General features: G+C 42.3%; 11 protein-coding genes and 1 riboswitch. Of the genes, 6 read left to right on the forward strand and 5 right to left on the reverse strand.

The genetic code is table 11. The annotated features are described in order from the left end of the window. Positions 1–43 precede the first annotated feature (43 nt). Entirely contained in the window at positions 44–1,030 is a 987-nt protein-coding gene (locus MSG37_RS07815) for a 2-hydroxyacid dehydrogenase (RefSeq protein ID WP_248470029.1), read from the reverse strand. A 463-nt stretch (positions 1,031–1,493) separates the two neighbouring features. On the opposite strand from MSG37_RS07815, the gene MSG37_RS07820 reads away from it, so the two are divergent. The 5 genes from MSG37_RS07820 (at position 1,494) to asnC (ending at position 4,234) form a co-directional block, all read left to right on the forward strand. Further along, the gene (locus tag MSG37_RS07820; protein WP_248470030.1) at positions 1,494–1,904 is read left to right on the forward strand and encodes a hypothetical protein; all 411 of its coding nucleotides are present in this window, start codon (positions 1,494–1,496) and stop codon (positions 1,902–1,904) included. A 3-nt stretch (positions 1,905–1,907) separates the two neighbouring features. Further along, positions 1,908–2,432: a methyltransferase domain-containing protein gene (locus MSG37_RS07825; RefSeq protein ID WP_248470032.1), complete on the forward strand. Its 525-nt coding sequence runs from the start codon at positions 1,908–1,910 to the stop codon at positions 2,430–2,432. Positions 2,433–2,481: 49 nt separating this feature from the next. After that, complete coding sequence (locus MSG37_RS07830) at positions 2,482–2,772, forward strand: hypothetical protein (RefSeq protein WP_248470033.1); 291 nt, start codon at positions 2,482–2,484, stop codon at positions 2,770–2,772. Positions 2,773–2,878: 106 nt separating this feature from the next. Then, positions 2,879–3,556 carry a bifunctional tRNA pseudouridine(32) synthase/23S rRNA pseudouridine(746) synthase RluA gene (gene rluA, locus MSG37_RS07835; protein ID WP_248470034.1) on the forward strand — a complete coding sequence of 226 codons (678 nt, stop codon included), beginning with the start codon at positions 2,879–2,881 and terminating at the stop codon, positions 3,554–3,556. A 216-nt stretch (positions 3,557–3,772) separates the two neighbouring features. Then, positions 3,773–4,234, forward strand: coding sequence for a transcriptional regulator AsnC (asnC, locus tag MSG37_RS07840; RefSeq protein ID WP_012275918.1), 462 nt, complete (start codon positions 3,773–3,775; stop codon positions 4,232–4,234). Positions 4,235–4,322: 88 nt separating this feature from the next. Here the strand turns inward: asnC and MSG37_RS07845 are convergent, their stop codons facing one another. The 4 genes from MSG37_RS07845 to MSG37_RS07860 form a co-directional block, all read right to left on the reverse strand. Then, entirely contained in the window at positions 4,323–8,123 is a 3,801-nt protein-coding gene (locus MSG37_RS07845; protein WP_248470035.1) for a S8 family serine peptidase, read from the reverse strand. Between the two features lie 218 nt (positions 8,124–8,341). Continuing rightward, positions 8,342–9,454, reverse strand: coding sequence for a succinylglutamate desuccinylase/aspartoacylase family protein (locus MSG37_RS07850; RefSeq protein WP_248470036.1), 1,113 nt, complete (start codon positions 9,452–9,454; stop codon positions 8,342–8,344). Positions 9,455–9,486: 32 nt separating this feature from the next. Next, positions 9,487–10,887 (reverse strand): lysine-sensitive aspartokinase 3, encoded by a 1,401-nt coding sequence (gene lysC, locus MSG37_RS07855; protein WP_248470037.1) that lies wholly within the window; start codon positions 10,885–10,887, stop codon positions 9,487–9,489. A 144-nt stretch (positions 10,888–11,031) separates the two neighbouring features. Then, positions 11,032–11,213: riboswitch (Lysine riboswitch) on the reverse strand. 101 nt (positions 11,214–11,314) lie between these two features. Further along, on the reverse strand, positions 11,315–11,743 hold the full coding sequence (locus tag MSG37_RS07860) for a DUF3293 domain-containing protein (protein WP_248470038.1): 429 nt from the start codon (positions 11,741–11,743) through the stop codon (positions 11,315–11,317). Positions 11,744–12,306: 563 nt separating this feature from the next. Between MSG37_RS07860 and arcA the strand changes: the two genes are divergently transcribed. Next, complete coding sequence (arcA, locus tag MSG37_RS07865) at positions 12,307–13,023, forward strand: two-component system response regulator ArcA (RefSeq protein ID WP_012153996.1); 717 nt, start codon at positions 12,307–12,309, stop codon at positions 13,021–13,023. The last annotated feature ends 402 nt before the right edge of the window (positions 13,024–13,425 follow it).

Below are 13,425 nucleotides of genomic sequence, written 5' to 3' on the forward strand. Positions count from 1 at the left end.
TGCCAACGTGCATTCGATACATGCTGCCAACTAACAGATATCTTTACAATTGGTTAGGGCACGCTTCTCCCGCAAGAAGCTGTTTAACATTACTTAATGTTGTATGGGCTATCGCACCTAACGCTTCTTCAGTTAAGAAAGCTTGGTGACCAGTAAAAATAACATTGTGACAAGCTGATAAGCGTCTAAACACATCGTCTTGAATGATTTCACTCGACTTATCTTCAAAAAACAGCTCTTTTTCGTTTTCATAAACGTCTAAGCCTAATGAGCCTAATTGACCGGTTTTAAGCGCTTCCATTGCATCAAGTGCGTTTAGCAGTCCGCCACGGCTAGTGTTGATCACCATAACCCCAGGTTTCATCTGGCTAAAGCTCGTTTCACTTAATAAATGATGATTATCTGCTGTCAGCGGACAATGCAAACTTATCACATCGCAAATAGGATAAAGCTGCTCGAGTGATAAATACTCGACGCCTAAATCGATTACCGCCTGATTAGGATAAGGGTCGTGAGCCACAACCGTGCAGCCAAAACCTTGCAGCACTTTAATCGTGGCTAAACCGATTTTACCAGTACCGATAACACCTACAGTGCGACCGTGCATGTTAAAACCTACTAGGCCCTCAAGGGAAAAGTTAGCATCGCGGGTGCGTTGGTAAGCTTTATGGATTTTACGGTTCAAGGTAAGCATTAATGCAACGGTATGCTCTGCAACCGACTCAGGAGAATAAGCAGGCACATTTACCACTTTAATACCTAGGCGAGCGGCGGCTGCCAAATCAACATTATTAAAGCCCGCGCAGCGCATAGCAATAATCTTAGTGCCACCAGCAGCTAGTTCAACCAACACCTCTTCACACAGGGAGTCATTAACGAACGCACAAACCACCTCAAAGCCTTCTGCCAACTTGACGGTTTGCATACACAAGCGGTAATCAAAATACTCAATAGCGGCGCCGAACGCAGAGTTGGTACGGTCAAAATGCTGCATGTCGTAATGCTTGGCGCTAAAAAAGCCTATTTTCATAGTAGATACCTTAGCTAAAAGAGGAAGAAAACTTGAACAGTCTATGCGATATGAGGGGATTTGTCTTGATGAGGGTCAATCTGTGCCAGTTTGCTAGCGATTGATTTTTGACAAAATAAAAAGCGAGCTCCTGACAGCTCGCTTTTCAGCTTAATTATTAAATAAATCTGTATAGAGAAAGGATACGTTCTCAAGATTATTTAAGTCAGTGCAGCAATTGGTTGAGCATGAAAATACCAATTACGGCAAGGAGTAAGCATATGTTTATTAGCATAACAGTATCTATTAAGAGGTATAGATATCTGCTTCACAAAATTACGCGAAATCAAATGAGTAGTAATTAAACGAGCTTTTTTTAACCTCCTCAGTCAGTTGCTGTTGGAGCTTGTGATCACTGAGCACTTTTTAATTAGTAAATACCTGATAAAATTTATCAACACGTCATCGCCCAAGAATCTTCAAAATGGCTAGAAAAGAACTAACAGAAAAACAATTTATAGTGCATCGCCTTTCAAAAACCGCTCTTCGAGCGATTCACATCTTAGGGATCACTGGGGCTGGCGGTGGTATTTTACTGAATGTGCCTCAAGAGCAATGGCTAACCTACTGGATTATGGCCATGGCTACGGGCTCTGTCTTAATGGTGTGGGAAATTGTCCGCGACTGGCGCTGGCTTATCCAACTAAAAGGTGTACTCACATTAGTTAAAATTGGCCTATTGTTGCTATTTATCCCGCTTGCTAACTATAAGCCCGAGCTATTGGTCACTATCGTGTTACTCTCAGTCATCGTATCTCATGGACCTTCGGGTTTACGCCACTTTTCAGTGGTGCATGGGCGTAGCATTAAAACCAAAAAAGAAGTAAAAGGCTAAAACATGAATAATGCAGAGCTCATTACTCAGTTTGATAAACTGTTAGACAAGATCCCAAGTAGCTTTAGAGTATTAGATCTTGCTTGTGGTAGTGGGCGTAACGGCGCATGGTTCACTAATAATGGCTGTGCGGTGACTTATCTGGATCAAGATTTATCGCGACTTGAACTAAGCAACTTAGCACCTGCAAACACAGAGTTGCTTGAATGGAACTTAGAAGATGGTAGCGCCTCAGAACTAGCTAAAAATCAATATGACATAGTATTGGTATTTAATTACCTACACCGCACGCTCTTCCCTCAAATTATTGAAGCGATTAAGCCCGGTGGCTACATTATTTACGAAACGTTTACCGAACAACAAGCTGAAATAGGCAGACCACGAAACCCAAACTTTTTACTGAAAACGGGTGAATTAAAAGCAATATTTGCTAACTGGGACTGCCTGCATTACGCTGAAGATCTATTCGGCGAATTACCTTCGGCAAGTTATAAAGCGCAGCTTATCGCGCAAAAGCCAAAGGAATAAAGCCTATTAGATGATGTAGTACTCACTCAGCATAAAATAGAGGCCTAGTATGTTTCCATACCCAGAGCAATATCGAGTCGCACTTCCGCCGATAATCACTGGCTTAATGGTGGTCTGGGCGCTAATAAGCCGACTTATATTTGGTGATGCAAGTGTACTAAGTCTTTACCCGCTACTAACCCTATTCCCAATTGTTATCTTTTTACATGGCATGCTCATTTGGGATGCCAGAAGTATGGGACGACTCGATCAGTCATTTTACGCCCTAATCCACTCTGCACTCGCCTTCGTGGTGTGGACTTTTGCAATAATGCACGTTAACGGCAATAGCTTTTCATAACCTCTGCGGCACAGCGTTAACTAACGTTAGATTTATCGGCAAATCTGCTTGCATGCATAAGCGCCTAAGAGGTATCTTTGCCGCGCATTTTTAATAAGGTTGCCTCATGACTGATTTTGTCTACTCTCCGCCGACTTCGCCTTGGCTTGAAATCCTCCATCAAGATAAAGATATCATGGTGGTCAATAAGCCATCGGGTCTTTTATCTGTACCAGGACGAGATCCGGCGCACGCAGACAGTACTTATACTCGAGTGCTCGCAGAGTTCCCACATGCCAAAATCGTCCACCGCTTAGACATGGCAACCTCAGGGGTTATCGTGGTGGCGTTAATCCGCAGTGCTGAATCTGAGCTAAAACGCCAATTTAGAGATAGAGAAACCCAAAAAACCTACTACGCGCGAGTCGCAGGTCATGTAAAACAATCTCATGGAACGGTGAACTTACCGCTAATTTGTGACTGGCCAAATCGCCCGAAGCAAAAAGTCGACCATAAGATAGGTAAAGCCTCAGAAACTCACTATGAAGTGATTAGCTACGGTAAACGCTCGACTTTAGTTAAGCTCACACCTATTACTGGTCGCTCTCATCAACTGCGGGTACATATGATGGCATTAGGGCATCCGATTTTGGGTGATAACTTTTATGCCGATCCATTAGCTAAGCGTTTAGCACCTAGACTATTACTGCACGCACAGTCACTAACGATTAGCCACCCTTACACTAAAGAGCCAATGACCTTTAGTTGTGATGCACCATTTATGCACGCCGAAGGTGAGCAATAACCCCATTTATATAATTAAGATAAACAAAAGCACCAGCAACTATTTTGGTGCTTTTGTATTTGTAATCCGCTCTAACTTCTCCGAACTTTAAAGCTCGTTTCACCAAATAAGTTAGCCACAGTACTTTATAGCCACGTTATTTGATAAATCAGTAGAATATTGTGCATAAAATACGTAAATTACTTACCTAACCAATAAGCAAACGGCATATTTATTATGGAAGCCCCATTTCAAAGAGATTCTCTCGATAACCAAATTCTATCAGCCTTAATGAAAGAGGCGAGAACGCCTTTTGCCGAGCTAGCCAAACGCTTTGGTGTTAGTGCGGGTACTATCCATGTTCGCGTAGAGAAGATGAAACAAGCCGGCATTATTACTGGTGCACAGATCACCGTTAACCCTAAGGCACTCGGTTACGATGTATGTTGTTTTATTGGTATTAACTTAAAAAGTGCTGGTGACTACCCAGCTGCAATCTCTAAGTTAAACGCACTAGAAGAAGTAGTTGAAGCCTATTACACCACAGGTAACTACAGTGTATTTGTAAAGGTAATGTGCCAATCCATTGATGGACTGCAGCATGTATTGATTAACCGTATTCAGTCAATTGATGAAATTCAATCAACAGAAACCTTGATTAGCTTACAAAACCCGATTGTACGGGCGGTTAAGCCTTAGGTAAGCGGCTTTGCATTCGCTCCAAAATAGATATGACAAAAATAAAAAAGGCTAACATTTGTTAGCCTTTTGATTATACATCTAAATATTAAGCTTTCAGCTTACGACGCATCCAAACAACAGGCAGGAGTAGCAAACCAATCCAACCGATTGCCCCGCCCTTATCAAGCTCTGCAGCTTCTGATACTGAAACAACTGCATTTGTTGTGTCTGAATTACCATTTGTATCAGTAACTGTCAGTTCAAATGATAATGTATCACCTTGACTACCGACACTTGGAGCATTAAAGCTAAATGATTCAGCTGATTTATCAAACAAAACAGTCGCACCACCAGTCTGCAACCACTCGTAAGACAATTCATCATCATTACCGTCATAAGATGCAGCGCCACTGATATTCACAGTCAAACCTTCTGTTACCCAATCAGGAGCACTTGCCATTGCAACAGGTGCAACTTCAGTTACACCAAACTTAACAGTTTCTTCTACCATGTCGTCACCAAGCTCATTGGTAAGCTTCATCGCATAAGCCGAACCTGCTTTAGTAGGTATTAAGTCAAAGCCAACAACCATAGCTTCGCCAGACGAAGCTTCCTGAACGACAGTCCAGTTAATCGTATTGCCTTCTTGCACACCACCATTAGAAATGTTGGCAACTTTATGGCCTGCAGACATTTGCGCAGAGAATGAATACTCTTTGTCTTCATCGCTAAAGTTTGGCGCAACATTAAATCCTACACGACTTGCAACACCTGCTGTCATAGCGTCTGTCAGGCTATGGAAGTGAGTAACATCATTCTTACGAGTGATATTCAGAGGTACTTGAACTTCATTGCTTTGGTCACCTGAAGTCAAAATTACGATGCCTGAAGTGTTTTTATCAGTATCCCAATCGAACGTTAGGCTAAACTCACCTTCTGATTCATCAACAGCAACAGTAACGTCATCACTTAATGATTCATCAGTTGGCAAAATTGACGATATTCTCATAGTCACTTCGTCAGTAGCACCAGGAGCAGATGCTGTATAACCATCAACAACTAAATAGTAAGTACCTGCTGGTAGATTAGTAAAAGCTACCGATTCGTTTGAATCAGGACCAGCACTACTACCAATTCTAGTGAAAGTCCCATCTAGAATACGTAAATCAACATCTGGTGCTGTTTCTGAAGAAATAGAAATAACAACGTTTGCTAATGCAGGGAAATTAAACTGCGCATAATCCAAGCCATCTTCAGGCACATTTAAAGTGATAGGCGCGACTAGATCTGTAGATTTATCATATACACCAGCCTTAATATCAGTAAGCTCTGTAGAGACAAAACCACTATAAGTGATACTTCCGCTTGTTCTACCAGCAGTAATATCTAAACTCGCTGGTAGGTTATTAGAGCCCCCTTTAACAGCAACAGGCAATTTAACCTCTGGCATACCTTCTGCCATAAGTTTGATATTGGCAAAGTTCCAGCCAACACTTGCCGCAGAAATATCTGCAGTTACGGTTATCTCTTGAGTTTCACCAGCTTTTAAATCAAAAGACTCTGGCATAACCGATAGCACTAAACCATCTGTCACGCCCATAGTGCTAGCTGTCCACGAACCATCTTTGGTTGCTTTAACTGTACGTGTCCAAGTGCATTCACCAACACATTTTGCATTAGCAATAGTCGGCAAGTTAATCTGCGAAGGTTGACCGCCTAATGCTGGGTCAGCTTTCACATAATCAACATAGCTCTCATCCATCACTAGGCCAGTTTTTGCAGCAGCTTCAACATTCGCGTAACCCGCGCCCATATCAAAGAAATCTGACGGCGTTACCCCATCATCTTTTAAAGTGTTTTGATCAGCAGTTAGCATCAATGCTGATTGTGCTTCAGCAGGCGTCCAATCAGGCTGAATGCTGGCAAGCAATGTAAGTGCACCCGCAACATGTGGACTAGCCATAGAGGTACCGCTTAAGAAACCATAATCACTTGGATCTGGGTTTTGCTTAAACGCATCAGATTGATCATCAGCATATGCGGCAAAAATGCTCACACCAGGTGCAGCAATAGAAGGTGCAATAACATCTGGAACTGATTTGTTAGGACCACGAGAAGTGAAGCCTGCCGCAATACGCGCAAGCTTTTCGTCTTGTATCACTTCAGTACCACTAATTGTCGCCATATGATCAGCGCCACTTGCTAACCAAGCTTTAAGGGCATCACCTTTGTCAGCGTCAATGTGAATTGCTGGTAGAACATGAGCATCGGCAACAACACTTTCAGCTCCACCTTGCAAGTTTGCTAACACTAGAGCAGAAGCACCGCCAGCAAGAACATTGCGACCTTTATCTACACGAGCAATCGCACCACGGTCACATACTACGATAGTATCATCAGCAAAAGTATCAGCCGGGAATGGCTCTAAACACTGGGCAGGATCATTATCTGGATCATTAGCATTTTCAAAATCACCAGCGTAAACAACTGAACCAGTAAACTCACCAGTCATCGCTTTACCGGTTAGCGCTTCAGGAGCGGCTGTATCGCCACCAGTAAAGCCACCAATGTCTTTTTCAGAGAAATCACGATCGTGGGTATATGCCGCTACTGTAGTTAACCACGGAGCATCACCTGGAGAGCCGACGGTTTCAGGGCCTGGACCTGAGTTACCTGCAGAAGTCGCAACATGAATACCAGCTTTACGTGCAGACAAGAAAGCTAGAGCATCAGCATCATTCCATGGATTGCTGCTACCACCACCAATTGAATAGTTAAGCGCATCAACGCCATTTTCTATTGCATGCTCAACAGCAAGAACGGTTAACGAAGGCAAACATCCTGCAAAGCCAATATCATCATTTTCGCCAGGAAGACAAACTTGATAAGAAACAATATTCGCATGAGGAGCAACACCAGACATTGATTCAAATACTACTCCAGTATCTTCACCATCAACATTTGGTACGTTAGTGTTAATTAGTACGTTACCCGCAGCGGTACCTGCGGTATGAGAGCCATGTCCGTTATGATCTTCACCGTTTGCAGGAACATCAATATCATAATCTAAGTATTGATCGGTAACCGCTGGCCAGCTGTGCACACCAATCAATTTATCGTTACAAAGCTCAGGGAAATCGCTAGCACAGTTACCAGAATAAACACCTGAACCCCATGGGTTTGAGTGGTCGTAACCGTCGCCGCCAACGTCAGCAAATGATGGGTGATCGCTATTAATACCGGTATCAATAATACCGACGATCATTCCCTCACCCTGGCTTTCAGTGCCAGTTGCTTCACCACTCCATACAGCTGGAGCTTTGATAATAGCAGGACCTGAATCAGTCATTGGTTTACGTAATATTTCACGCTGAATATTAGCAATGCCCGCTACTTTTGAAAGCTTAAGAGCTTGCTCTTGGGTCATTTCAACGACTAAACCGTTGTAGGCTAGTGTCGTTCTTTGTTTAACGTCTAGCTCGCCAAGTGCAGCATTAGCTTTTTGAATAACATTATCTTGCTGTGAAGATAGGAATGAACGGTAAGATTTTACCGCAGAACTCGTAACGTCGAGTTTACCGTTTTTACCAGGTACCTTTTCTAAAGAAGTGGCTTGAAACCCTTCAATACCGCCTTGATAAAGTGCAACCGGGCTCTCTATTAAGCGAACGAAATAACGGTAAACGCCAGAGTCTAAATCTGCTTCTGGTGTAAAGACCGCATTTTGTCTAACCACTTGATTTTGCGAGTAAGCTGCAGACTTTGAATCGACTACAGCAATATTTGCTCTAGCTGACTCTGAGTTAATTTGAGTAATTTGTTGATTATAATCAGACTGTGTAGCTAGCGCACTAGCAGACATCGTGACTAAAGCAGTTGATACTGCTATGGCTATTTTTGTTTTCACTTGTCAATTCCTTAATACATGCAAGTTTTTATTGTTTTATCCTGCTTAAATATCACCTAGGCATTTCCAATAGAAAAATGCACTACTATACCTTCAACTCGTAGCACATATGACCTAGGCAAAAGCATTAGTAACACAACACAAATAAGCCAGCAAACAAAAAATTTAACAATATATAAACCAAAAACACACAAAAGCATCATTTTGTAAACGCAGGGTTACAGGTTAAGGTTAAACAAGTTTGTCATTACCTTATATAGCTCTGTACCTTGGTAAACCGAGGCTGAAGCGAAATGTAATATGGGTATACAATCTTTATTCAGCACTAACTCTGTTAGCTCTTCGTGAGTTCCAAAGCGATCAAGCCTTAGAACATTTGCTAATGTCTCACCAGAATAAAGTATATGGCCGAGCTCTGCTTTGTACTCAACCATCCCTGCTATAGGTGCATGAAACTTCTTATAATCTTTAAGATAACAGCCGTACCTGGCCATATCAGCCGCTTGAACATACTCACTAACCACACCACGTTGACTTAAATAAGCCAAAATCCCTTTGGCGTCGCTAAGCGCGTCATCCATATCGATACGTTCTTGGCTACCAAGCTCTAACGTAAATGCCGACACAGGCACCTTCAATCCGCGTCCTTGTGAATTAGCGAACTCAGTTAATTGCCACCAAGGGCAAAAGGCAGCTTCGTCCATCGCCCCACCAAAATCGTTAGGGATAACTAAAGTGTAAGGAATTGAAAAAAGCGAAGCGGCTGCAACATCGTATTCAGGACAATACATATGCTTACAGGATTTAGGGCCGGTATGCAGATCGATAACAATATCGGCTTGATGGGCTAGTGATTGCAGCGTTACCGCTAAACGTTTACCAGTGGTGACGCCCCACTCACTGTTAAGATGTACATTGCATGATTCGATTAGCTGTAAACGATATGCGGCGATAAGTGCCTTATCATCTAAATGACTATGCTGCTGATACCAGCTAGCAATATCGATTTTATGATCTAGATACTCGCGGTTCCAATTAACTCCGGTTATAGGATCGAAGCGACCAAGGGTAAACTCGCCACTTTTTTGATTAATCCCCAAAGGATTAGCCAGAGGAAGCAAAGTCACTTCCCCTTGCACATCCATTTGTTCTAGCTGTTTCATCAACTGAAAAATAACCGCATTACCTTGCACTTCAGCGCCATGCACATTGGCTTGAATAAACACCTTAGGTGCATGGCTATCTTTGCCCGCTATATGAAACACAGGCACGCTTAACGCTTGCCCCGTTGCTAACTCACCAACAGTGAGGCTCGTTTGGCTAAACTTCATAAAGTCTTGTGTTCCTTATAAATAGCGCTTTATCAAGCTTCAAATAGGTTTTCATGTAAAGCGCGGATCACATTTCCAGCTTCAGCTTCATCCACCAAAATACATAAATTATGAGGACTCGCACCTTGGCAGATCATACGCACGTTGTAACTTTCTAATACTTCAAATACTCGGCGACAAACCCCTGCGGTAGAAGCAATGTTGTTACCAATCACCGCAACCAGCGCTAAACCATCTTCAACACGCACGCGGCAATGTTGCGACAACTCTTGCAGTAAGGCTTCGCTTAGTAAGCCTTGACCACTTGAATCTGAACCGGTTTTATCTAGGGTTAGTGCAACGTTCACCTCTGAGGTAGTGATCAAATCAACACTGATCTTATGCCTTGCTAGCGTGGCAAATGTCTCAGCCAAGAAGCCTTGAGCGTGAAGCATTTGCAGGCTATGCAAATTAAGTAAGGTTTGATCTCGGCGTAGTGCTACTGCGCGATAAACGGGCTCACTTGAGACCTTATGGCGGATCCAAGTACCACCTTGTTCAGGCGCCCAACTTGATCCAACAAACACTTGAATCTTTTGTCTAACCGCAGGCAAGATAGTTGCCGGATGTAACACCTTAGCGCCAAAGGTCGCCATTTCAGCGGCTTCGTTAAAGCTAATTTCAGCTATTGGGCTAGCGTTAGGTGCAAGTCTCGGGTCAGTAGTATAAATGCCTGCTACATCGGTCCAAATCTCAACCGCATCCGCTTTTAATGCTTCAGCTAGCAAGGCTGCAGAGTAATCACTGCCACCACGCCCAAGTGTTGTAGTATTGCCCTCACTATCTGCACCAACAAACCCTTGGGTAACGATAACTTGTGAAGCAAGTAAAGGCTGTAACTGCGCCTGTGCAAGCTCAGCAATTTGCTCAATTTGCGGCTCAGCTTTGCCGTGATGACTATCTGTTCGTAATACTTGGCGCACATCAAATGCAGTCGCACTGGCGCCCTTCTCCCGCAGTACAGCGGCAAAAAATACTGATGAGCACGCCTCACCTTGAGACAATAATTCATCTATAACGGCTTTGCTGCGAGTTAATTTAAGGCGCTCACTAAGCGTGGCGATATGACTCAAAGTACGGTCAATCTTAGCGGCAATCTCACCAGGGTTTTGCAACTTATCTAGAATTTGATATTGAATCGACGCGATTTGCTTTATCAAAGCTTTCGATTGCTCGCTACTGTTGCCTTCTTGCGTTAAGGCAACTAATTGATTGGTAACACCGCTTGATGCACTTACTACCACCACACGAGTTTGCGGATTGGCAATTATAATATCGGCGCATCGCTGCATGGCGTCAAAGTCAGCGACCGAGGTTCCGCCAAACTTGGCTACGGTTAAGCCTGATTGGTTTGATACTGTAGATGTAGTTTCTAACGATGATACTAAAGACATAGAGCGTTCTCCTGAGCAGCAGGAAACGCGAAAGGTTGATTATTACTAATTAAATTAAACACAAACATGAATAAGCTCCGAACTAACTTCGTTCGAAGAGCCTGGTGCTATGATATGCACCCCAAAAGATGGGAAACAGCGATCGTCACCAGAAGCTCTCCACCATAATAAAACATAGGTGACAATCGCCAGGATTCAGCCTGTACGACCAACATTCAAGCGTAACCAAATCGCTTTAAATATCTCGGCGCTAATCTCCCTCATAAGTTATCAACGGGTTTGGCCCCTCAAACTTACTACCTAGTTAGCGCTCCTCTTCTGCACTTATTTTGTATACAGGTATGTTTACTTTGCATACAAAAACAAGAGACTGAAAAATATCAAAAATTAACCAATCAAGTCAACGGAAAACTAGATTGAATTAAATTTACTCAATATCCGGCAGCTCAAATACCCAATTAACCCTTGGCGAAAATGCACCAAGTAAGGTTTCCTCTTTTGCCATTAAACACGGCACTAATTGCAAAGTATCAGCTTCGACATAAAAGATAGCGTTCTGATTAAACAGGCAGCCTAGCTTAATAGCAGAGGCTTTATCAGTGGCTATCGCCCAACTTTTTTCCATATGAGAGCGGTCTTGCGATGCACCAATCATAGACCGATAAGGGAGCCCTAATCTGTTTATTTCCTGTTGTAATTTACGATCTAACAGACCGTTTTGCGGCGCAGATAGCACTTCGCCTTTTGGGTTATATGCAGTGATAATCGCAAAGGATAATTGCGTAGATAGGATTTGGGTAAATAGGAATTCTGTTTGTTGATAGTAATGCCAGAGGCTGTCGACCGAGTTATTCATTGCTAACAAATTCTCCAATTTAGGTGCAATTATTATAGCAAACTCGTTAGCCCTGCCCAGTCGCGTGACGCACATCACAGATAATAAATTTGCCATTTCATTTATAATCAATAAGATGCAAATCCAATAGTGATCTAAATCATATCGTCGCGTAATTTTGTTAACATTTCATTTGTTAACAAATGCCTAAAACGAGTACAATAGGCTCAGTTGATTAGCTCACTCTGATACATGTAATGAACACATTTTGTTACATATACTAGAAACAGACAGAAGCGTAATCCACACAGCTGTATCAAATGTGAACTATGTTTGATTTAACATTTAAACTTCATAAAAAACGGTAGCTAAGGAACTTTTTTCTACTATTGTTAATCGAAGTTTAAACAGTTCACGTTTTTCCATATGTGAGATACCCATACTTTGCTAGCGCATGCAGTGTGTTGCTGTTTCGAACCAGATTTGAAAACACCTACGTGTATCAGTGAATTATCAGCATGGCTAAATGGAGTATAAAAAGTTTTATGCTCCTGGTTATAATTGACAGAAATTAGGTAATTAATATGCAAAACCCGCACATTCTGATTGTTGAAGATGAAGCAGTAACTAGAAACACACTTAGAAGTATTTTTGAAGCAGAAGGATATGTGGTAACTGAAGCCAATGACGGCGCTGAAATGCATAAGGCTATGCAAGACAACAAAGTTAACTTGGTCGTTATGGATATTAACCTACCAGGTAAAAACGGTCTTTTATTAGCGCGTGAACTTCGTGAAATTAATAATATCGGTCTAATCTTCCTAACAGGCCGTGATAACGAAGTTGATAAGATCCTAGGTCTTGAAATTGGCGCTGATGATTATATCACTAAGCCATTCAACCCACGTGAATTAACTATCCGTGCTCGTAACCTATTAACTCGCGTTAATAGCACTGGTACTGATTCAGAAGAGAAAAGCGCAGTTGAGTTCTACCGTTTCAACGGTTGGAGCCTTGAAATCAACAGCCGTTCTCTAGTTAGCCCACAAGGTGAGTCTTACAAGCTACCACGCAGTGAATTCCGCGCGATGCTTCACTTTGTTGAGAACCCAGGCAAGATCTTAAGCCGTGCAGACCTTCTAATGAAGATGACAGGCCGTGAGCTTAAGCCACATGACCGTACAGTTGACGTAACTATCCGTCGCATCCGTAAGCACTTCGAAAGCTTACCAGATACGCCAGAAATCATCGCAACTATCCACGGCGAAGGTTACCGTTTCTGTGGTAGCTTGGAAGATTAATTCCAAGCTTCTATATCGGTAGTATTACCGATATTACACAACTGAAAAAGCCAGTCATATGACTGGCTTTTTTTATATCCGCTTATCTCAAGCCACTTATTATGCCCCTGTTAGGCTGAATTAAATTTACCGAAATACATACGGTAAAATCCTATTCACAATTCAATTTCGCTCTATACATTGCCTATATTGACGCAGTTCACCAACAACTAAAGCAATAACACTCATTGCAATCAAAGTATTCCTTAACCGAATAAATACAGATTATAGCGCGCTCAATTATGGCTATATCCAAATATAGCGGTCTACCCACTAAGTGGTATTTTGGACTTATTTGCCGTTAATTGAAGCCATTAAAATAATTTAATATAAATATTGCCAAACAAGATAATAACCAATTAA

Source organism: Shewanella sp. 1CM18E (genome assembly GCF_023161665.1).
In the GTDB taxonomy this organism is placed as follows: Bacteria; Pseudomonadota; Gammaproteobacteria; order Enterobacterales; family Shewanellaceae; genus Shewanella.

Bases quoted from the DNA above. Each gene is read 5' to 3' on its own strand.
- arcA (WP_012153996.1), top strand. From the start codon at position 12,307: ATGCAAAACCCGCACATTCTGATTGTTGAAGATGAAGCAGTAACTAGA.
- MSG37_RS07815 (WP_248470029.1), bottom strand. From the start codon at position 1,030: ATGAAAATAGGCTTTTTTAGCGCCAAGCATTACGACATGCAGCATTTT.
- lysC (WP_248470037.1), bottom strand. From the start codon at position 10,887: ATGTCTTTAGTATCATCGTTAGAAACTACATCTACAGTATCAAACCAA.
- MSG37_RS07820 (WP_248470030.1), top strand. From the start codon at position 1,494: ATGGCTAGAAAAGAACTAACAGAAAAACAATTTATAGTGCATCGCCTT.
- rluA (WP_248470034.1), top strand. From the start codon at position 2,879: ATGACTGATTTTGTCTACTCTCCGCCGACTTCGCCTTGGCTTGAAATC.
- asnC (WP_012275918.1), top strand. From the start codon at position 3,773: ATGGAAGCCCCATTTCAAAGAGATTCTCTCGATAACCAAATTCTATCA.
- MSG37_RS07830 (WP_248470033.1), top strand. From the start codon at position 2,482: ATGTTTCCATACCCAGAGCAATATCGAGTCGCACTTCCGCCGATAATC.
- MSG37_RS07850 (WP_248470036.1), bottom strand. From the start codon at position 9,454: ATGAAGTTTAGCCAAACGAGCCTCACTGTTGGTGAGTTAGCAACGGGG.
- MSG37_RS07825 (WP_248470032.1), top strand. From the start codon at position 1,908: ATGAATAATGCAGAGCTCATTACTCAGTTTGATAAACTGTTAGACAAG.
- MSG37_RS07860 (WP_248470038.1), bottom strand. From the start codon at position 11,743: ATGAATAACTCGGTCGACAGCCTCTGGCATTACTATCAACAAACAGAA.